Here is a 21,336-nt window from a genome sequence, read left to right as displayed (position 1 = left end):
CACTAGCAGGTTAATCGGACTCAGTTCTTTGCAAAAGAGCTTAACATCCAGCGATGCTTTTCAAGAGCCACACTGATGCCCAGCAGCATATCTGCTGTTCCCTCGTCTTTGGCCTCGTCGGCCTCCTGGATTCCTTGCTTCAGCTCTCCAATGATCGTTTCGAAATCTCCAAGGAGACTGCGCACCATTTCATCGGGTTTCTCACCGCCGGCCGCTTCTTTAATGCTGGAGAGTTCAAGACTTTCCTTCATCGTCGCCACCGGCTTCCCGCCTACCGCGAGCAGGCGCTCTGCAAGCTCGTCGACATAATTAGCCGCTTCGTTGTACAATTCCTCGAATTTAACGTGCAGGGTAAAAAACTCATGACCTTTCACATTCCAGTGAAAATTATGCAGTTTAACGAACAATACAGTCCAGTTGGCAACCTGACGGTTGAGCACTTTATGAGCGGAACGGATAGCAATTGACATCTCTTAATCCTCCTGATCTCGTGTTCTTCGGCTAGTGTAGGCGAATCGCCTTCATTTTATGTACAAGTCCTTTTAGAGCCGAAGCGGCAGCCGGAATAAGCCGGAGAACCCAAAGAGAGGATAAAAACGACCTTCTTTTTCAGTAAAAGCAGTTTCATGAAGGGGGGTTTTCATTTATACTAGTGCTTAAGTCGGAATTAACGGATCACCGGAGCGACCCGTCTTTGCATACAACTACCAGGAGGAACTGCCCATGACCACTTACCGCGCACTTACCGAAGCGGAAGCGATAGCATATGCCAAAGAGCTGCCGAATATTTTTGCGGCTGATGCGCAGCTGACAAGCCGTGAAATCGGAGACGGCAATCTTAATCTTGTTTTTCACATTACCGATGAACAATCAGGCCGCAGTCTTATCCTCAAGCAGGCCCTTCCTTATGCCAAAGTTGTGGGTGAATCATGGCCCTTGACCCTGGACCGGGCGCGTATTGAAAGCGAAGCTCTGCAATTGCAAGCTTCATTCTGTCCGGAACTCGTCCCTCATGTATTTGCTTATGAGAAAGATTTAGCGCTCACCGTCATGGAAGATCTGAGCGATCATGTCATCATGCGTAAAGGTCTTATGGAGAATAACCGTTATCCTCTGTTCGCCGGACATATCGGCACCTTCATGGCGCGCACGCTGTTCTATACATCAGATCTTGGCATGAACCAGCAGAAGAAGAAACTCCAAGTCGGCCAGTTCATCAACCCTGAGTTATGCAAAATTACAGAGGATCTGATTTTTGACGATCCGTACCGGGATTCGCCCAACAATAACATCGAGGCTCATCTGAAGGATGCCGTCGAGGCAATCTGGAAGGATCATGATCTTCATCTGGAAGTGGCCATTCTGCGCAATACGTTCCTGACCCGGGCGGAGTCGCTGCTGCATGGCGACCTGCATACAGGAAGTATTTTCATCAAAGCCGACTCCACCAAAGTGATTGATCCCGAATTCGCCTACTACGGACCGATGGGTTTTGATATCGGAGCCCTCCTTGCGAATCTGCTCCTGAACTATGCCGCTCAGGAAGGCTGGAGTACAGACGAAGCAGAACGTGCGGACTACAGGAAATATCTTCTGGAAACCGTCAAAGAGGTTTGGACTGTATTCGAGCGTGAATTCCGAACTCTATGGGATAACGACATCACAGATCCGATGTCGGAGACCCCCGCTTATCAGGACTGGTATATGAATCGCGTCCTGCAGGAAACGATTGGCTACGCCGGATGCAAAATGGTGCGCCGTATTTACGGATTGTCGCATGTAGCGGACATTGACGGCATCGAAGATGCCTCCGCCCGTGAGAAAGCCCAGCTTCTGGCGCTCGCTGTCGGTACCTCCCTGATCAAGCACCACCGCAAAGCGGCATCGATTGACGAGTTGATTGCAATCGCCCGCGATGCGGCAGTTTCAAGAGAAGGAGTAGTGAAATGACCTCAACAACTGACACACATTCGGAAGGACAACGCGGCTGGCTTCAATCGGTCCGCTGGAACGGAGAACAGCTCGATCTTCTCGATCAGCGTCTTCTGCCTGAAGAAATTGTTTATCTGCCGCTTGATTCCGTTCACGGCGTCTGGGAAGCCATCCGCTCTATGAAGGTGCGCGGCGCCCCGGCCATTGCCATCGCCGCTGCATACGGCGTCTTCCTGGGCCTCAAAGATTCCGCGGAAGACGCCGCCATCTCCCGCGAAGCCAACCGCAGACGTCTCGCAGGCGAAGTTGCGAAGCAGGCGGATTATCTTGCCACTTCGCGGCCGACCGCAGTCAATCTGTTCTGGGCACTGGACCGGCTGAAGCGACTGACGCAGAAGCTCGTCCAAATGGACATTTCTCATAGCGAAATGAAGCAGGCGATTCTCACCGAGGCCATACAAATCCAGGCCGAGGATGAAGAAACCAACCGCCGCATAGGCGAATTCGCGCTGGAGCTGTTCGAGGACGGCATGGGTGTGCTTACGCACTGCAACGCCGGCGGCCTGGCTACAGCGAAGTACGGCACCGCCTTGGCGCCGTTCTACCTCGCCCAAGAGCAGGGCATCTCGCTGAAGGTGTTCGCCGATGAGACGCGTCCTGTGCTGCAGGGTGCGCGTCTGACGGCCTTCGAGCTTCAGCAGGCGGGTGTCGATGTGACGCTCATCTGTGACAACATGGCGGGTGCCGTGATGAAGAAGGGCTGGGTGCAGGCAGTTATCGTCGGCACAGACCGCGTTGCGGCTAACGGCGATGTAGCCAATAAGATCGGCACGTACAGCGTAGCCGTATTGGCCAAAGCGCACGGCATTCCTTTCTACGTGGCATGTCCGATGTCCACGATTGATCTTAGCACCGCGACCGGCGAAGAAATCCCGATTGAGGAGCGCGGAGAGGAAGAGATTACGCAGAGCTTCGGTAAGCGGACGGCTCCGCAGGGCGTGAAAGTGTACAACCCGGCATTCGATGTAACGCCGAATGATTATGTCACCGCAATTATTACGGAAAAGGGTGTTGTAAAGGCGCCTTTCACCGAAAATTTAGCTAAATTGTTCGAAGAATAGATCATAGGAATACAGAAAAGGATATAGGTTCTTGTTTTGAGAAAAACAAGAACCTATATCCTTACTTATTTCCATTTTGAGTAAAGGACGATTTTCACCCTTTCTTACTTGAAGATCGGCCATAACCAAAATTCTGAACCTTGTGTTACTACGAACAAATCCAACCATTCTTCAAAACTTACTTTAAGATTCATTGATATGTTATCGCTGCAATCTTGCCAATACAAATAATGAGATTTCTCTTCCAATCGGTTAGAATCTATAAATATAACAGAAGCATTAAACATAGCAATGGGATAGCAACGATCTGAAAACAAATAGTTATATTCTTCTCTTACCAATTCAATATGATCTAAACCAAGTAAATGCAGGCCTCCACTTTGAGAATAATTATCTTGAAAAATCACTGCTCCGTCATGCATTTCTAAAAACTTCTTGTAATCATCCGGAATTGCCCAGTTGTGCTCGTTAAAAAAACTAACAACTTGTGAAGATATGTTTGGTTTATTGAAATGGGAGCTAGTTTCAATAAGATATCCACCTGTACCTTGAACAGTTAAAGAAGAACTACTTTGATATCTCTTTTTCAAAGCTGTTAGAGTCTTCTCAATCAGAGTAATCTCCATCATACATCTCCATACTTTTTATTAAGAAGAAGGGTTTTCCTTCTCATTATTTCATGTTAATAAGAGTCCCACCATCTTGTCAATTGCGAGTGTTTGAGAATTGTATTGGAAGAGCTGAAATAATTCATTAATGGAATTAGGTTGTAAAAATCATTCGAGCCACCATATTTCAATGGCTTCATATGATGAACCTCGACTTGTCCCCATGTGAATTTTGTTGGGGTTCCCCAGTTTCCCTCATAATAAGATATAAATTTGGAACGGTAATCATTGGATCTGGTTACCTGATTCACAGGAAGATTAGTTGGTGGAACATATAAAGGTATTCCTGATTGGGGGTCAGAGTAATTGAGCGGGTAGGCTAAACCCTTCTTATTCAAGAGAAGTGGGATCGTACCGTTTTGAGCTCCAGCCGGCCAACTTGGATCTTTTTCTGCATATATAATATTGTCATACTTCCAGAAGTGAGTGTTATAGATTTTTTCAGTATCAATAACATCTTCTAGAACCCGGGCATCTTCTGAAATAGAAGCATAAATACCATAAGAACCATATTGATTTGTTGAAACAAGAGTTCTAAGTTTTATTTCATATTCTTTTGGGCATCCAATGCCCCAGCATCTAAGTACAGTACCAGTATTAATAATTTCTGCATCAGTCGTATCAGCGTTCCCTACGCCAAAAAAGAATTTTACCTCAAAGAAGGCTAAGCTTGATTTTTGAGGTGTTACTAGAGAATTAGTATCAGCTGCATCGATAATTTTCTGAATATCATTAATTTGCTTTTTGGTAGTCGTGTCCAACGCAATTATTTGAGTGCTTTCATTGTAAATATCTAAATTACCGTTATATTTTTCAAAGTATTTAGGCTTGTAGTCTGAAAATGTATCATACGAATAGTCCTTATCAAGGTATCCAAGCTTATGGAGAGATTTTAATTGATCTTTAACCTTATCAAAACCGACTTTAGTATTGGGTACAGTCCTTTCTTGGGAAATCGAAGAAGCTAAAGCTGTTGTAATAGATAGACTTAAAAAAAGACTTAACGTAAGTACAAATGAGAGCATTTTTTTCACTTCTCTTCCTCCTTAGATTTTAAAATATGAATCTATGTTTTTAATGAGCCACTCCTTTCTGGATTATTCATACCATAAATGTATTAAAATGTAAAAGGAGATTTTAGTGATTCTTGATTCTTTATAGTTGCTCCAGCAAACAATAGAGCCATCAAATTTTTCTATAGTCTATGCCGCAGGCCACTTTCTATTAGAAAATGATCCTATTGGGAAATATAAGGAAGAAGCCAGCCCGTATTAATCCCGCACTGGATTTTTTTGGATTCTTCTACTTTCTTAGCTCGATTCCGGTGAGGGAGACCCTTCGGGCTCTTGAACATGGGCTGCTCCACCCGATTCTGCCGCGAAGGTACAAGAATCGTTCTCCCGGGATAAGGCAGAGCTGCGGACGCTCCTGCCCAAACTTCAGGATGTGATGGACACGCATACGGCGATGCATTTGGGCTGGTATTCAAATTCAGCTGTCTGGCTCTGCTGCTGGGAGCCCTCTGCGCTTTCGTTAACGGGCGCAGGAGTGCACCCTCTGCTCAAGAAACGGATACAACGGGAAGAATTCTGCAGTCGCCTTAATACAGAAGCGCAGAATGCACAAAAGCACCGGTATAAGCCGGTGCTTTTGTGGTATGTTTTTAGGCGGTCTTGCTCTGTCTTTTGCTATCCTTCGGAGTTGATTACTTCCCGGAGTCCCCGGAGTTCCCGGACAAGATCTCCTCGACTTTCTCCAGGACGTCCTGCTGCAGCTCAATACCGCTGGCTGCCGCGTTCTCTTCCACCTGCTGCGGCCTGCTGGCTCCAATAAGTGCGCTCGCCACATTCGGCTGGCGCAGAATCCAGGCAAGCGCCAGCTGGCCGATCGTCATGTCAAGCCCGGATGCTATGCCTTCGAGCTTCCGGACTTTGGCGATGTTCCCGGCCGTAAGCGCCTTGCGCATGGAATCGACCTTAGCCGCACGGCTGTCCGCCGGAATATCCTCTTCGGACTTGTATTTGCCGGTTAATAACCCCTGCGCAAGCGGTGAAAAGACCACTTGTCCGATGCCTTTTTTCTCGCCGAGCGGGATCACTTCTTTTTCAATATAACGGTTGAACATATTATAAATCGGCTGGTTCACAATGATGCGGTCAAGCAAGTACTTGTCAGCAATCGCATGAGCTTCCGCCATCTGTGCGGCTGTCCACTCGCTCACCCCGACATACAGGATTTTGCCCTGCGTAACAAGATCGTCAAGAGCGCGCAGCGTCTCTTCCAGCGGCGTATCCGGATCATAGCGGTGACAATAAAAGAGATCGACATAATCGGTGCCTAACCGCCGAAGGCTGGCGTGCGCCTGCTCCATCAGATGTTTGCGGGAAAGTCCCCGGTCGTTGGGGCCTTCGCCCATAGGGCCGAATGCTTTCGTAGCAAGTACATAAGATTCTCTCGGATATTCCCTCAGCGTCTCTCCGACGACCTTCTCCGCTTCCCCCTGCATATACACATTGGCGGTGTCAAAAAAGTTGATTCCGAGCTCATACGCTTTGCGGATCGATTGTACTGCGTTGTCACGTTCGACGTAACCCCCGTATGTAAGCCAGCTGCCGAGACTGATTTCACTTACTTTCAATCCGGATCGTCCCAATTTGCGGTATTTCATCGGTTCCCTACCTCCAATAGTTATGGTCAGCCTGTAGAACGGCCGGTCTTCCTAAACAAGCATAGAGTACTTTATCTATCGTGAAAAGAATGGAATAAGGCAGTCTGCGACTATTTATTTCGAAAAAGGTACGGGAAGGTCTCTCCTCAAGAGAAATCTTAATCCCGCTCTATCTGCACCGCGCAGCCTTCAGCAGCTGATCGGTTAGAGGCTTCCATTAGCCTGGTCAGGTCAGCCGCCAGCTGAACGTTTGCCACGGCCTTGGTACCGCAGCGGATATGATCCACCCACTGTTCAAAGGCGGACGGATTCGGCTGCGGCATTTCATGGACCACAGTCCAGCTCTCGCCTGCTCCTTCCTGCTTGCGCGTGCGGAGCAGAAGTCTGTCGTCATGCTGGGAATACAGCAAGCTTCCTTCGGTTCCGTGAATCTCCATCACAAATGGGGAATAACTGTTCACGAAACCCGCTTCCACCATCCCAAGCGCCCCGTCCGGGTAGCGGAGCACGCTGACCGCGTTATCTTCTACGCCGCGACCTGTCACACTCCCGTATGAAGCCGTCACACTCTCCGGCATGCCCAGAAACAGCCGCGTCAGATACATCGGATGGCAGCCCAGATCAATCATCGCGCCGCCCTGACAAGCTTCCGGATCGAAGAAGCGCTCCGGAAGCCAACCGCCGCCTTCTTCCCGGCTCAGTCCGCCGCTGTGGGACAGCCTCGCGCGCACAAGAGTCAGCCTGCCGAGCAGGTTCTGCTCCAGGATGTTCTGAACAGCCAGCGTATAGGGCTGGTTCAGTCTCGGCAGAGACACCGTGAGCACGACACCCGCTTCCTCCACGGCTTGCAGGATTTCACTGCATGCCGCCCATGTGGAGGCAATGACTTTTTCCGTGAAAATATGCTTGCCTGCTCTTGCTGCCGCTATCAGAACCTCTTGGTGAAGTTTGGTGGGCGTCGTTACAATGACCCCTCCGATTGCCGGATCGGCCAGCAGATCATCCAGCTTCTCGTAGAAAGGAAGTCCCCGCTTCTTCGCCTCCATCGAACCTCTTGATGCATCTTCATCCCAGATCGCTGCAAGCTCCGTACCCGGATGCCGGATGGCGTCCTTCTCATAATCGGCCGCATGAACGTGCCAGAAGCTGAGCAAAGCTACTTTTAACATGCTGTTACCTCCGCCTGTATGTCCTGTTGGTCAGTCAAATGCTGTTTCGCTTTTTCTTTTACTTAGTGCCGTGGTGACGCTTTCAAATCCTTTGTGAAAAAGTGTACACGCGTGCATTTTTTCAGCACAATGAAGTCAATAGCCAGATAGGCTAACTGGTCCACTAAAAATAGCGTAAAGTGGCTCTTTTGAAAAGTCAACCGGCCCGCTATGATTAGACAAAAAACAAGCAGGAGTGACACACCATGAGGAGAAAAGAATTTGCCATGGAAGAATGGCGCGAAATTGAGAGCTTCCTAAGTGAAATGACTTTCGGCGTACTGGGAACTGTCGGCGAGGACGGATATCCGAACCTGAAGCCGCTCAATTTCGTCTATACGGACGGCGCTCTCTATGCGCACGGCAGTAAAATCGGCGAGAAAATTGCGGACATGAAGAGAGACTCTTTAGTAACTTTCTCTGTCGCCAAAGAATATGCGCTTATTCCTTCCTATTTCACAGATCCGGTGTATGCTTGTCCAGCCTCGGCTTTCTTCAAATCAGTCATTATCAAAGGCCGGGCAACCCTTGTGGAGGACCTGGAAGAGAAAGCACGGTCATTCGTCAGCTTTATGCACAAACTGCAGCCTGAGGGGGGCTACGATCCTGTTACGCTCGATGACCCGGGCTATGTCAAACAGATAAACGGAGTCGCCGTCATCCGTATCGACCCGGACGATATCTCCGCCAAATTCAAATTCGGCCAGAACATGAAAGGCGCCAAGCGTGAAGGCGTTATAAGCGGACTGGAAGAGCGGGGTCTCGAGCTCGACGAGGAAACGCTGAGACTGATGAAAGCATATTGTCCTCACCATAAGGAAGAATGACCTCTGCATGGAATTAGAGATACAAATTAAAGCTGACACCGTTATAGGGGCGTTGTCAGCTTATTTTATATTTTCTGCTTTCCTGTTTCTCAGCCAGTTTGATAATTCAGTAACTACAGACTCCGATTCATCATACGTGCTGACATTCTTTTCTAAATTATCGGCTCGCTCCAGTTTAGATCTTGTACCACGAAAACTAGAATGCTTAGGGTACCCGAGCACTATCCTGCATCTAAGGCATAATTACCGGGGTACCGGACAAAAACATATCTTCCTGCAAATCACCTATTAGAACTGCCGTTATCTACTAATTAGTTCACTAGTCATTTTAAACCATTTTACTAACAAAAAGCCCCCCTACCACCATACGGTGATAGGGAAGCTTTCCATTCATTCACATTACATAGCTTTACTCCACGGCTGCAAAATCCTTCAATGCCTGACGGACGGCAGCCGGAGTATCCAGACGCAGCACGTCCTCCGCCAGTTTGCGGCAGGCGTCGCGGTCAAGACGAGCCAGTGTCTCTTTCATCCGGCTCAGCCCCCCTGCTTCCATGCTCCACTCGTCAAGACCGAGTCCGAGCAGCAGCGGGGCCGCCAGCGGATCGCCTGCCATGCCGCCGCACATGCCGGTCCATTTGCCGGCATGATGCGACGCTTCGATGACATTGCGGATAAGATGAAGCACGGCCGGATGAAAATAATCGTACAGGTACGCGACATGCTCATTCATCCGGTCTACTGCCAGCGTGTACTGCACAAGATCATTCGTGCCGATGCTGAAGAAGTCGACTTCCTGGGCGAATAATCCGGCCATAACAGCCGTGGAAGGGATTTCGACCATAATGCCCACTTCCATGTTCCGGTCGAAATCTACGCCTTCCTGTTCCAGCTCCAGCCGTGCTTTTGCAAGAACAGCCTTGGCCTGGCGCCATTCGTCCAGGCCCGAGATCATCGGGAACATCACCTTCATCGTACTGAAGGCGCTGGCCCGCAGAACCGCGCGCAGCTGGGTCTTCAGCAGCTCCGGCCGGGAGAGGCCGATCCGGATCGCACGGTAGCCGAGGAACGGATTCGCTTCCTTCGGCAGCTCCAGGTAAGGCAGTTCCTTATCTCCGCCGATGTCCATCGTGCGGATGATGACCGGCCTGCCGTCCATGAGCTGCGCAGCCTCCAGGTACGCACGGTACTGCTCCTGCTCGCCCGGCAGTTCCTTGGCGTGCATGAACAGAAACTCCGTGCGGAACAAGCCCACGCCGTCCGCTCCGAGCCGGAGGGCGGCTTCCGCCTCTGCGGCGGCACCAATGTTCGCCGCGAGCTCTACGCGCGTGCCGTCGGCGGTAACCGCCGGCTGCGCGGCATAGGCCTCAAGCGACTTCTGGCGCTCGAGATCCAGCCCCATCCGGCGGCTGTATTCCGCCGCCGTCTGCTCGCTTGGCCGGGCGATACACAGCCCGTCGGACCCGTCGAGGACGAGAGGATCACCGTCCTCGATCCCGTCTATTAAGCTGCCTGCGCCGACGATAGCTGCAATGCCGAGCGACCGTGCGAGAATCGCGGTGTGCGAGGTCGCTCCGCCCGTGCGGGTGATGAAACCCGCCACAAGGGCCGGATCAAGCTGCACGGTATCGGACGGGGTCAAGTCATCCGCAACGAGGATCACTTGACCGCGGATGTCCGCGAGACCCCGGGACTGCTCCGGCGACAGGCAGGCTAAGAGGCGGCCGCCTATGTCACGGATATCCGCGGCGCGCTCCTGCATGTACGCATTCTTCATGCCTTCGAAGAGAGCAGCCACGGCGCGGATGACCTCCGCTACAGCCGCCCCGGCCGTCTCATGCTGTTCCCGGATGCGGGCTTCCATCTTCGGATAGAAGGCCGGGTCATCGAGCAGCTTGCGCTGTCCGGCTACAATACCCGCCTGTTCTTCGCCGACAGAGACCTTGGCCTTCTCCGTCAGCGCCTCCAGTTCGGCAGCGCAGCGCTCCCGGGCCTCACCGAGCTTCGCTATCTCGGCTTCTACCTGACTGCTGTCAATAAACTGCCGGGCTTCCTCCGGCTGTCCATAAGAAACAGCCGCCGGGCGGTACACATACGCTGGCGCTAACCTTATTCCTTCGGATACCCCGATTCCGTCTATACGGAGCTCCGTCATCAGGCTTCACCGAACTTGCTTTCCACAAGGGCAGCGAGCGCTTCAACCACTTCTTGCTCCCCGTCTCCGCTGCCTTCGATCGTGATGACCGCTCCTTCTTCAATCCCCAGCGTCATCAACTCCAGCATGCTTTTACCGTCTGCTACTTTGCCGTCTTCTGTTCTGAGCTTAACAGCCGCCCCGGATTCTCCTGCCTTGTCGGCAAAGAGCTGTGCCGGACGGACGTGAAATCCCTGCTTATTCAGTATGGTTACGGTTTGTGTATACATCTTATTTCCTCCTCCACCTATCTCCGTTTCCCGCTGCACCTTACCGATTAAGATAGTAAAGTAATGCGCTCCTTGTACTTCTCGATCAAAGCATGGTTGTGAGCATCGGATCCGTCAATATTGCCGCTCAAAAATACCGGAGGCTGAGTGCCTCGCTCAATCATAATCTCGATCGCTTCCGCAAAAATCGCATTCAACAGGGTCGCCCCCACTACGGTGGAGCTTGGCGTAAAGGGAACTTTCATTCCAGGATGGGAAAGCACAGCGTCACCCTTTACGGAGTAGTTATCCACAACAAGATCCACTGCGTCGGCCAGATGCTTGCCGCTCACATGACGGGACGGCTGACTTTTGGAATATTCCAGTGAAGTGATCCCGACAGTAAACGCTCCTTTTTCTTTCGCCATCAGAGCGACGTCAACCGGAACGGGATTTCTTCCCGAGGTCGACAGGACAAAAACCACTTCGCCTTCGCGGATATCCTGCTCTTGCATGAAGTCGACAGCCAGATCATTCTGTCTCTCCAGCTCGGAAGAACGGACAGCGCCCTCATGAAGCATAAGCTTCTCTACAAAAATAGGACGGATCGGCACAAGCCCGCCTGCCCGGTAGAATACTTCCTCGGTCAGAATATGCGAGTGTCCGCAGCCGAACAAATGAATAATGCCGCCATCCTCTATGCAGGCCGCCACTTTCTCTGCGGCTTCTCTCATTTGAGCCGATTCTTCACGTTGAACCTTGTTCAGCAGTTCTCCAATTCGATCAAAATACGTATTCATCATCATAGCTCTCACCCCGGTGTCTGTATTGGACGGCTGCCGCTCCTTCTTATGAGCCCTAAACAAGTTGTGCCAGCCTGTCCTGTTAACTCATTTACTGCTTATTTATTGGCACAGCCAACAGCGGTTGCCTGATTTTATACGGGTTGCTGCTTTCCATTAACGATTCGCTTTTTAAGACCAGGCTCTCTCGGCCTGCTTTCCTTGTTCAGCTTACTCTCGTTATTGCTGCTTTTGCTTCCGTTATCCGCTCTCTCTTCTACTGCCAGTCTTTCCTTGGCGCGGTTCAGCATATCCGACATCACGTCCAGGCTGCGCTCAATAATTTTCTCGCCTTTTGCTCTCGTTGCGAGAGTCGCATCGCCAAGCACGGCAGAGGAGGTCATCTCTTCCCACGGCGTCGGCGTGCAGTCCGCTTCAGCCGTTATCACCGGGGCGCCATCGATGGCTTTGCTCATCTCAACATATTCTCCGGCGAGGTAAAGCATATAGGAGGTTTCAATTTCATCCGCATGCATATAGGTGCCGTGAGCCGAAACTGTTTCTCTTACTTCGGCAGTCACTTCTCTCGTTCCCGGATAAAAGAAGTAATAGACCTTCAGTTCAGGGACACGCTCGTAAAGCACGCGCGCCGCTTCCTTCAGAGCAACCGCATTGCCGAGATGACCGTTCACCATGGCAAAAATACGGAAACCCTGCTGGTAAAGGCTTTCTCCGATATCTGTCAGCATCCGGATCAGTGCTTCATTAGATACGTTGATGCTGCCCGGAAAATTACGCAGGCTCCATACCTGTCCGTACGGGAGCGTCGGCAGGACGAAGCTGCTTGTTCTCTCCGCCAGCATGCCGGCCAGTCTCTCCGCCAGTAAATTGTCCGTCCCGAGCGGCAAGTGGGGACCGTGGGCTTCAACCGCCCCAATAGGCAATATAGCCGCCCGGAATTGTCGGATTTTGTCCTGCACCTCGTAAGAGTTTTCTGTCTCGAACCTCATCGTGTCCCCTCCTTATTTTTTGAAGGTAAAGCACCTTGCCGGGTTGGCCACAAAAAACTTCTCGATTAACTCCGTTCCGTTTAGTCCGCTGCGGCTGGCTTCATCCACGAAGCGGGGCACCCATTTGGCGATAATATGCTCAAGGCCCGGCCCGTAATCGTAATGCTTGTAATAGGTCTTGCGCGCTGTATCTCCGCTGATCAGAATCTGATCTTCGTAGCCCTTGCGTACGAGATTCAAGATAAGCTCAATGCGGGTACTCTCCGGCGCGTATTTGATCTTACCGATCCCATCGAAGCACATGAAAGCTCCGGTCGCCGCGATCTGTTCATGATAGTAAGGGTCCGGATTACGGTCCATATGCCCCAGACTCAGATAGGACAGATTCACGCCCTCGCTTCTGAGCAGCTCGATTTGTTCAAGCGCCATGGTGCCGACTTCCGTATGAGAATGAACGGGCGCTTTCGTCTCATGATGAGCCCGGGCAACAGCGCGCAGTGTTTTCTCTTCGAGCGGAGTAATCCGGTTATAGCCGGTGCCAAACTTCACCTGTCCGGCTTTAAAAGGAGTTCCTTCCAGGCCTTCCTCCACCTCGCGGATTACGAAATCCGCCAGTTCATTAATGCTTTTCGCCTCAATCCACTCCGCATATGTCCGGTAATCACCGGTCAGCGGCTTCAGTTCTTCTTTAATCGCCGCATCCCACAGGAAGCTTTTGTTGAAGCCTGCCGTGCCGACGATTTGAATGCCGGTCTCCGTGGCAATTTCCTGAACGGCCTGTACGTCACGTCCGTAGTCTACCGCGGTCGCGTCGACAATGGAGCGTCCACCGTGTTTTTTGAAATCCAGCACGTCGAGCTTGGATTTGTTCTTATCGTCGAGAAGTAAATCATCTTCTCCACGCTCCTGCCAGAAAGCAGGCCTGCAGACGATGTGTTCGTGAGAATAAGTGAAACCGAATTCACTAGGTGAAATATCTCCATGAAGTGTGCGGATATAGCTCATGCGTTTCTCCTCCACTCTATCTATGTTCACTCCCGGCCTTTTTTTCCACAATGTGCGGGCTCAGCGAGCTAAGTGAATTAGCAAGGTCCGGGCAGAAGCCGGGAGCTGTTTGTTTTTATATCGAAATCCCCAAAAATACTTATGCGCTTCTTAGAAGAACAGCTTCGCCAGGAAGCTCAGGATCGGTCCGATTATGAACATGTCGGAATCGGCCGCCCACATCGCCGTGTCCGGTACAGTGGATGAGATCAGGAATTTCACCATGAAGAACTGCCCCCAGGCGACGACGGTAGCGGTAATGAAGCCGCCAATGAGCGCGCCGCGCACACCACCGGTCGAGTTGCCGAATACCCCGGCTGTAGCGCCGTGGAAGAACAATACGATCATCGTCGGTACGAAAATGTAAGCAACGGTGTTGCCGAGAACCAGGAGCCAGATCAGTGCGCCCGCGAACGCTCCGATAAAGCCGAGAACAACCGCGTTAGGTGCGTAAGGGAATACGATCGGAGCATCCAGCGCAGGTTTTGCGCCCGGTACCAGCTTGGTGGCGATCCCGTTAAATGCCGGGACAAGCTCGCCTACGAACATCCGGACCCCCATCAGTACGATGGCGATACCTCCGGCGAATGTGAACGATTGGATAATGGAATAAATAATGAAGTTCTGGTCTCCCGATTTGGCAATAAGCTCCTGAGCCCCGGGAGTGCCTTTAAAGGAAAGAATGATGGCGCCGACGAGGAACAGAATCCCCATGCTCAGAGCCGTAATGACATTGGAATCACGCAGAAATTCAAGTCCTTTGGGAACTTTGATTTTCTCCGAATCGTTGTTCTTGTTGCCCAGCAGCTTACCGAACCAGGCGGACAGGAGCGCTACCGATGCGGACGTATGACCGAGGGCAATGTTGTCGTTGCCGGTAATTTTGCGCATGTACGGTTGTGTAATTGCCGGCTGGAAGGTCCAGTACAGACCCAGCACAACAGCAAGCAGCAGGACAAGTTTCCAGATCGGCACATCTCCGGCAGCATGTACCATGACACCTGCGAATACGGTCGACGTCCAGAACATCATATGGCCGGTCAAGTAAATATATTTAAACCGTGTGAAGCGGGCCAGCGCTACGTTGATCAGAAAACCGAGCAGCATAGCCAATGTAACTGCACTCCCGAATTTGGAGTTAAACGCTTCCTGCCCCATAAAGGTGCCCAGAGAGCCTGTCTCAAGTCCGAAGACTTCCTTCCACATCGGCTCGAATACATTCAGTGCTTTTACGATAACGTCCGAACCCGCTCCGATTACCAGGAAGCCGATAATAGCTTTAAAGGTACCGCTTACGAGCTGGCTGGCTGACTTTTTCTGAAGCAGCAGACCAAGCAGAACGATAAATCCTAGCAGAATAGCCGGTGTTCCGAAAATGTTGGTAGCGATCCAAAAAAGTACGTCCATGGAGACCCCTCCTTATGAGTTACAGAACTTCTTCTAATTTTTGTTTAATTTCATTGTTGTCGAAGTAGTTGTTCACGATCACGATTTTGGCCGAATGCCCTTCCAGGCTCTGAGCCAGTTCATTGCTTGTAATAATATAGTCCGCCGGGGAACCGGATGCCGTGGATACGTCTGTATGCTCCACATCCGCGTTAACCCCCATGCCGCTTAATACATTCTCCACATTCATTCTCAGAATCAGGCTAGTTCCTTGTCCCAGACCGCATACGCATAAAATTTTCATTGTTAATTCCTCCCTAATAGTTGTTGGATCGTTTCTACATCAGGTGCCTGCATGAATTTCTCGATATTGCCTTCTTCACTGAGCAGCGTCGTCAATTTGCGCAGCATCGTGATGTGCTCCGAGCTTGTCGAGCCTCCCAGGGCGAACACGAGTCTCACCGGATCGTTCGAAGCGTGGCCGAATACGACCGGTTCCTTCAGACGGAGCAGAGAAACCGAAGCCTCCTTAACCCCTTCCTCCGCACGGGCGTGCGGCAGTGCGATATGCGGCGCAAGTACGAAATACGGCCCTTTCTCGCGGTAAGATTCCACCATCGCATCTACGTAACGCGCTTCGGCTGCATCCGCACGGACCAGCAGTTCCCCTGCCTTGCGGATGGCATCCTCCGCTGCTGCGCTTTCCACATCAAGAGCAATCAGTGATGGTTCCAAAAATTTCATTTCTCATCTCTCCCGTTACAGCTATTCTATCTACCACTGCCATTTGGCCCGATCAGCCCCGCAAGTTCTTGGATCGTCCCGGCTTCCTTAAGCCGGGTCAAGCTCTTCTCCTCGCGCAGCAGGATCGTTAATTCGGATAAAGCCTTCAAATGAGATTCTCCATCAATAGCGGCAAGCACCAGAATGACCTGGACCTGATGCCTCTCCTGATCCGAGAATGCGACCGCTTCCTCCAGCCTCAGGAGACTCATGCCAAGACGCTTGACCCCGTCCTGAGGTTTGCCATGCGCGATTGCGATGCCGGGCGCTACGACAATATAAGGACCGAGCGCCTCGACTTTATCGATCATCGCCTGGACATAAGCTTCTTCGATGCGGCCTTCCCGCAGAAGCGGCTCCGAAGCCATCCGGATGGCCGTTCTCCAGTCTGAAGCCCGCGGCTGAACCCGGATCATCGAAGCGGGCAGCAGATCGGCCAGCGCCGGCTTGCGCGACTCGCTGAGCCAAGTCTTCTCGGCTGACATGTAGCGGTTCAGCTCGTCGGTCAGCCCCGCTTCATCCTTGATGTCCGCATACTTGCGTACAATATCCATCAGTGCCTGAACGGAACTGGCCTGCACCCGCGAGCGGCGTCCCAAAGCCGTATTCACCTGATTCAGCAGATGCTCCTTGTCCTTGTCGCTCAGAATCGGGTTTACGACGAACACTGGAACCCGGCTGTCCGGCAGCGGAATTGTCGAGAAGATGAAATCAATTTCATCTTCGCCGAACACCTTGTAATCTCTGAGCGACAGTACGGCTGTTATATCAACTGCCGAGAACAGATGCTCCAGCTGCGATTTCAGCATCCGTGAAGCGGAGATTCCGTTCACGCAGACAATCGCGGCTTTGCTTCTGGCTGCCGGCTGTGTGTTCTCTCTGCGCAGCCAGCCGCCGAAATGCATCGCAAGATAACTGATTTCGCTGTCGTCCAGCTTTCGGCCGACCAGCTTCTCGAATGGCCCCGCTGAGCGCCTTGCCAGCTCGAACACTTCACCGTATTTCGACCGGATGTTCTCCAGCAGCGGATTCTCGTATTCGAGTCCGTACCGAATCCGGTAATATGCAGGTTTGAGATGAACGAGCAGATTCTCTTCCATAACCTCCCGGTTAGGCAGGAATAAGCAGGCGTAACGCTGGAAGGCATCTGTCATTTCGCGGGCTGCGTTCTTCAGCGGCCCCAGCATCTCATCTGTACCGGCAAGCGGGTCCATCCAGTTCAGTCTGGCTCCGAGAAGGTGCATCGTCATATAGCCGACTTCTTCTTCCGGCATCGCGCTTCCGGTCATACTCTCCAGACCATCCGCGATTTGTCTGGCCGCGGTGTACTCCGGCATGCGCCGCAGTACCTTGAGCTCATCCTCATCTACAGTGATGACTCTTCCGAGCTGAATCCTGCGGACCGTTAACAGAAATTGTCCGGTAAGACTGAAGACCATCTCATCCGTAAGCTCCAGGCCAAGCAGCCTTTCACTCTCAGCTATTAACCCGGATAATTCTTTTAACTGTTCTGCACTGTTCTCCGGGAACACCGGCTTAGCCAGTTCATAACCGGGAAGCTTATGAAGCTGATTCACAGCCGTTTCCCAGCCCGCTTTACCAAGCACATTCCCGAGGTAATGAGACAGCGCTTTTCTCTGGTCGCTCTCTTCGCCCCGGACCCGGTACCCCAGCTTGCGGTCATAGGTAACCTCCAGACGTAAATCCTTCAGTTCAGGCCGGATGAGATTCAGATCCTTAAGCACCGTTCCTCTGCTGACCTGAAGACTGTCAGTCAGATTGTGGACGAATAGAGAATCTGACGCCGATATCAGCTGCACGGCCAGCCAGGAGAGCCGTTCCCGCTGCGAGAAGTAATAATACTGCGGCGGCAATTTGCCCGACAGACCGGGTAAGCCCGCCCTGCTTTCTTCCGGCAGATAGTAACCGGCGGAACGTACATATTCCACAGGCGGCAGATGCATTTGCTTGAGCCAATCGTTTATTTTATCGAGATCGTAATAGACCGTACGCCGGGAAATCCCCAGCTTCTTCATTAATTCTTCCAGAGACACGTAATCCGCAGCTTCCTGCAGAAGTGCCAAGATCCTTGTACTGCGTTCGTCCAGAATACGGCATCCACTCCTTTGCCGCTTAGTGTACTCGTTGGTTCGACTTGATTATACCTATGGACATAGGACTAAAGACAGTTCAAATGATGTAGCCGGGTTTGTGCAAAAATGAATTCATTCCCGATAACCGGTTATTCCTATCCGGACTATCTCATTATTATGGAAGAATAAATTTTTCATGAATAAGTTGTAAAGTAGCAACTATTTCCTTCCTCATCTCCCTACTCTCCGCTAAACTAGTAAAGAGAGCGTATACATAAGGAGATTTCGCATGAACTTAACCAAACGATTTCCGTTTAATTCTCTTTTCGTCAAAATGCTGCTGTATTTTCTTATCGTCATTGTCTTACTCTCGTCCTACAATATATGGTCCTTAACGTTCTACACGCGCAATGTAGGCAACGAAATCGTTCACTATAACCGGACTCTGATCCGCAATACCGTAGACAGCTTCGAGAAGCAGTACAAGACCTGGAAAAGCAGCCTCCTTACTCTGCAGCATGACGAATACGTGCTCAACGTTCAGCGGCAGGCCGAAGGAAGCGGCAAAGCCGGGATCGATTATTTGCAGATTGAGAAAATCACCGCTCAGATCAGAGGTTTAGTCGGACAGCCCTACTACCACCTCAACAATGTCATGATTTATTACCGGAACCATGCGTTCCTTCTGGAGAAAGACGGACTGGTCGATGAGGACCGCATGTTCGATTATTACTATGTCAATAAAAGCTATCCCCTTGATTTCTGGAAAAACCGCGGCAATGAGCCGGGGTTCCTGCTGACCCTCCCGAGCCGGACGTTTACGATAAACCCCGACCGGGGGAATGTCCTTCTGCTTCCTATACGAACGAATGTGACAGGGAGCCCTTACGAAATTATCGCTTTTGTGGATATGCAAAAATGGTACGAGACGTATCAAGGACGCCCCGGCTCGCAATTTTTTCTGCTGGATTCCGTCGGCCAGCCTCTCTTCAAATCCGATGAAACCGCAATGGCTGAAGATTTACCTGCCTGGGACGGCAAGGCGGAATGGATTCTGAATGACGGAACGTACTATTTCTATGAGAGAGGCAGCGAGTCCGGTTTTACTTATGTCACCGTCATTCCCCATGACAATCTGAACCAGAATATTACCCGGATGAACTGGATTGCGCTTCTGTTATTTGCCGCGACCGTTCTGATCGGCATCGGGGCCTCCTTTTTCTTCAGCCGTACGATTAACCGGCCTTTGAAGAAAATGATTACCGGTCTGAATCAGATCGAGACCGAGCTGTATCATGGGAGTATCGCCGAATTTAATGCGATTTCTGATCATCTGCAGGGTCTTAAGCACGAACGCCAGCAGATCAAGGCATGGATGGAGAGTACGCGGCCGATGCTGACCAGCTACAATTACATGGCCCGGTTCAAAAATATCGAAATAGACCCGCAGGCTTCTAAGGACCTGTGGGTCGGGGATGGTGCCTTCATGATTGTCGTCCATCAGCTCAGATACCGGCAGCTGCAGACCGACCGGCTCCAGGAGCTGATGCTGAAGGCGACCGCCAAGATTCAGGAAATTATCCGGCTTCAGATCGGCGCAGCCTTCCCGCTGTCTCATACATTTCAAATGGAGACCCAGCAAATTCTGACGATCGTCTATTCCGGCGAGAAATCCGGCCAGCTCCAGCAGTGCCTGGGCCGGTTAAAACAGATATTCGATCAGGACCGCAGCTCCTATCTGATTACCATTGCCGTGTCTTCGCTTTTCCAGCAGTCCGCAGACTTCGACCAGGCTTACGCCGAGGCCCTATCTCTGATCGGGCAGGCCAAACCGGTGGAAGAGACACAAATTATATGGGAGAAAGAACCTGTGCCGGAGCTGACCGGCTTTACCACGGAGCAGGAGCATGAATTCTACGTCAACCTGCAAGCCGGCAGTGAGACCGCCTGCCGGCAGCTGGTCCAGCGCGCCCTGGAAGGACTGGACCGGCAGGGGGCGACTTCCGAACAGCTGCAGCGGTTCGCCGATCACACAGCGCTCCGGATCCGGCGGACGGTAGAGCTGCTGAAGATCGTCCATGAATGGCGTCCCGATACCCCTCTGATGCTGTCGTACAGCGTAACGCCGGATCAGTACCGGGAATCGCTGGAGCTGCTTATATCCGAAGCGGCGCGTGCCATTAAGCTCAAGAGGGAAGAAAATTACGACATTATCCAATATGTCATTACATTTCTGGAAACTCATTACGCCGAGGATATTTCTCTTGATCTGATGGCGCAGAAGCTTAACATGTCGCCCACCTACTTATCGGGCTATATCAAAGAGAAGACCGGAAGCAACTTCAGCGATCAGCTGAATGCAATCCGCATCTCCAAAGCCAAGGAACTGCTGGAATCGACTTCGTTATCCATCCAGGAGGTCGGCAACTCCATCGGTTACCGGAATGTGACTTCTTTTATCCGCATGTTCAAAAAAGAAACCGGCCAGCCGCCCGGTGATTACCGGAAAACGATACTCCGGAATAACGGGTGACGGGCCGGCTCTATCAGCCTTTGACGGAGCCGATCAAGGCTCCTTTTACAAAATATTTCTGGATGAACGGATATACCATCAGAATCGGCAGGGTGGAGACCATAATCGTCGCGAACTTAAGAGCGTCCTCCACGATGACAATATCGCCCACCACAGGTCCTTCGCTCCCGGTAAACTGTCCCGAAAGGACGATGTTGCGCAGGATAACCTGCAGCGGCTGAAGATCCGCACTGCGCAGGTAGAGCAGCGGCCCCATGAAATTGTTCCACATGCCGACCGCATAATAGAGGCCGATTGTTGCCAGTACCGGCTTTGACAGCGGCAGAACAATCCGGAAGAAAATTCCGATCTCGGACAGTCCGTCAATTTTGCCGGACTCTTCGAGTTCTTGCGGCATCCCCATGAAGAAGGTACGCATAATGAGCAGGTTCCAAGTTCCCACCGCTCCGGGCAGGACCATCCCCCAGACCGTGTTGACCAGGCCGAGTTCCTTCACGACCAGGAAGGTCGGGATCATGCCTCCGCTGAAGAACATCGTGAAGACGATCATCAGAAGGACCGGTTTGCACAGCACCATCTTGTTCTTGGACAGCGCGTAGGCTCCCAGAGCCGTGACGATCAGCGAGATTGCGGTACCCAGCGTAACGTAAATCAATGTATTCTTATAGCCCTTCAGCACGCGCCCGTCTTCAAACACATACTGGTACATGTCGAAATTAAAGCCATGGGGCCACAGCCATACCTTCCCCTGGGCAATTGCCGCCGAATCGCTGAGCGATACGGCCAGCATATAAATGAACGGATACAAGCAGGCCGCTACGACGCCGAAGAGCACCAGGGTGTTCAACGCATCGAACCAATTCCACCGTTGTTTCATA

19 protein-coding genes are annotated in these 21,336 nt (G+C 51.5%); 4 read left to right on the top strand and 15 right to left on the bottom strand.

Going from position 1 to position 21,336, the window contains the following annotated elements:
* Window positions 1-20: 20 nt before the first annotated feature.
* Window positions 21-470: a Dps family protein gene (locus AR333_RS00715; RefSeq protein ID WP_068773441.1), complete on the bottom strand. Its 450-nt coding sequence runs from the start codon at window positions 468-470 to the stop codon at window positions 21-23.
* Between the two features lie 253 nt (window positions 471-723).
* Here AR333_RS00715 and mtnK point away from each other — a divergent pair, with 253 nt between their 5' ends.
* Window positions 724-1,950, top strand: coding sequence for an S-methyl-5-thioribose kinase (mtnK, locus tag AR333_RS00710; protein ID WP_068773440.1), 1,227 nt, complete (start codon window positions 724-726; stop codon window positions 1,948-1,950).
* Entirely contained in the window at window positions 1,947-3,053 is a 1,107-nt protein-coding gene (mtnA, locus tag AR333_RS00705) for an S-methyl-5-thioribose-1-phosphate isomerase (protein ID WP_068773439.1), read from the top strand. Before mtnK ends, mtnA begins: the two co-directional genes overlap by 4 nt.
* Before the next feature lie 104 nt (window positions 3,054-3,157).
* Here mtnA and AR333_RS00700 read toward each other — a convergent pair whose 3' ends face one another.
* The 4 genes from AR333_RS00700 to AR333_RS00685 form a co-directional block, all read right to left on the bottom strand.
* Window positions 3,158-3,682, bottom strand: coding sequence for an SMI1/KNR4 family protein (locus tag AR333_RS00700; RefSeq protein WP_084783425.1), 525 nt, complete (start codon window positions 3,680-3,682; stop codon window positions 3,158-3,160).
* A 53-nt stretch (window positions 3,683-3,735) separates the two neighbouring features.
* The gene (locus tag AR333_RS00695; protein ID WP_068773437.1) at window positions 3,736-4,755 is read right to left on the bottom strand and encodes an HNH endonuclease; all 1,020 of its coding nucleotides are present in this window, start codon (window positions 4,753-4,755) and stop codon (window positions 3,736-3,738) included.
* A 671-nt stretch (window positions 4,756-5,426) separates the two neighbouring features.
* Window positions 5,427-6,389: an aldo/keto reductase family protein gene (locus AR333_RS00690; protein WP_068773436.1), complete on the bottom strand. Its 963-nt coding sequence runs from the start codon at window positions 6,387-6,389 to the stop codon at window positions 5,427-5,429.
* Between the two features lie 158 nt (window positions 6,390-6,547).
* Window positions 6,548-7,558, bottom strand: a complete 1,011-nt coding sequence (locus AR333_RS00685) for a Gfo/Idh/MocA family protein (RefSeq protein ID WP_068773435.1) — start codon at window positions 7,556-7,558, stop codon at window positions 6,548-6,550.
* A gap of 245 nt (window positions 7,559-7,803) precedes the next feature.
* Here AR333_RS00685 and AR333_RS00680 point away from each other — a divergent pair, with 245 nt between their 5' ends.
* A complete protein-coding gene (locus AR333_RS00680) occupies window positions 7,804-8,424 on the top strand; it encodes a pyridoxamine 5'-phosphate oxidase family protein (RefSeq protein WP_068773434.1) in 621 nt (206 codons plus the stop codon).
* A 409-nt stretch (window positions 8,425-8,833) separates the two neighbouring features.
* Here AR333_RS00680 and ptsP read toward each other — a convergent pair whose 3' ends face one another.
* The 9 genes from ptsP to AR333_RS00635 all read right to left on the bottom strand — a co-directional run bounded on the left by ptsP (window position 8,834) and on the right by AR333_RS00635 (window position 17,940).
* Window positions 8,834-10,579 carry a phosphoenolpyruvate--protein phosphotransferase gene (ptsP, locus tag AR333_RS00675; RefSeq protein WP_068773433.1) on the bottom strand — a complete coding sequence of 582 codons (1,746 nt, stop codon included), beginning with the start codon at window positions 10,577-10,579 and terminating at the stop codon, window positions 8,834-8,836.
* A complete protein-coding gene (locus AR333_RS00670) occupies window positions 10,579-10,848 on the bottom strand; it encodes an HPr family phosphocarrier protein (RefSeq protein WP_068773432.1) in 270 nt (89 codons plus the stop codon). Before AR333_RS00670 ends, ptsP begins: the two co-directional genes overlap by 1 nt.
* A 47-nt stretch (window positions 10,849-10,895) precedes the next feature.
* Window positions 10,896-11,630, bottom strand: coding sequence for an SIS domain-containing protein (locus AR333_RS00665; RefSeq protein ID WP_068775075.1), 735 nt, complete (start codon window positions 11,628-11,630; stop codon window positions 10,896-10,898).
* Between the two features lie 134 nt (window positions 11,631-11,764).
* Window positions 11,765-12,619 (bottom strand): creatininase family protein, encoded by an 855-nt coding sequence (locus AR333_RS00660; protein ID WP_084783423.1) that lies wholly within the window; start codon window positions 12,617-12,619, stop codon window positions 11,765-11,767.
* Window positions 12,620-12,631: 12 nt separating this feature from the next.
* Entirely contained in the window at window positions 12,632-13,624 is a 993-nt protein-coding gene (locus AR333_RS00655; RefSeq protein ID WP_068773431.1) for a phosphotriesterase, read from the bottom strand.
* 150 nt (window positions 13,625-13,774) lie between these two features.
* Window positions 13,775-15,070: a PTS ascorbate transporter subunit IIC gene (locus tag AR333_RS00650; protein ID WP_068773430.1), complete on the bottom strand. Its 1,296-nt coding sequence runs from the start codon at window positions 15,068-15,070 to the stop codon at window positions 13,775-13,777.
* 19 nt (window positions 15,071-15,089) lie between these two features.
* Entirely contained in the window at window positions 15,090-15,353 is a 264-nt protein-coding gene (locus tag AR333_RS00645) for a PTS sugar transporter subunit IIB (protein WP_068773429.1), read from the bottom strand.
* Between the two features lie 2 nt (window positions 15,354-15,355).
* The gene (locus AR333_RS00640; RefSeq protein WP_068773428.1) at window positions 15,356-15,793 is read right to left on the bottom strand and encodes a PTS sugar transporter subunit IIA; all 438 of its coding nucleotides are present in this window, start codon (window positions 15,791-15,793) and stop codon (window positions 15,356-15,358) included.
* Between the two features lie 26 nt (window positions 15,794-15,819).
* A complete protein-coding gene (locus tag AR333_RS00635; protein ID WP_301336115.1) occupies window positions 15,820-17,940 on the bottom strand; it encodes a BglG family transcription antiterminator in 2,121 nt (706 codons plus the stop codon).
* A 274-nt stretch (window positions 17,941-18,214) separates the two neighbouring features.
* Here AR333_RS00635 and AR333_RS00630 point away from each other — a divergent pair, with 274 nt between their 5' ends.
* On the top strand, window positions 18,215-20,458 hold the full coding sequence (locus AR333_RS00630) for a helix-turn-helix domain-containing protein (protein WP_068773426.1): 2,244 nt from the start codon (window positions 18,215-18,217) through the stop codon (window positions 20,456-20,458).
* Between the two features lie 13 nt (window positions 20,459-20,471).
* On the opposite strand, the gene AR333_RS00625 is transcribed toward AR333_RS00630, so the two are convergent.
* On the bottom strand, window positions 20,472-21,335 hold the full coding sequence (locus AR333_RS00625) for a carbohydrate ABC transporter permease (protein ID WP_068773425.1): 864 nt from the start codon (window positions 21,333-21,335) through the stop codon (window positions 20,472-20,474).
* Window position 21,336 lies beyond the last annotated feature (1 nt).

This window comes from Paenibacillus sp. FJAT-26967 (assembly GCF_001541095.1).
GTDB lineage: Bacteria > Bacillota > Bacilli > Paenibacillales > NBRC-103111 > Paenibacillus_F.
Note: the sequence above shows the minus strand (reverse complement) of the source record. Positions and strands in the feature narration are given on the sequence as shown.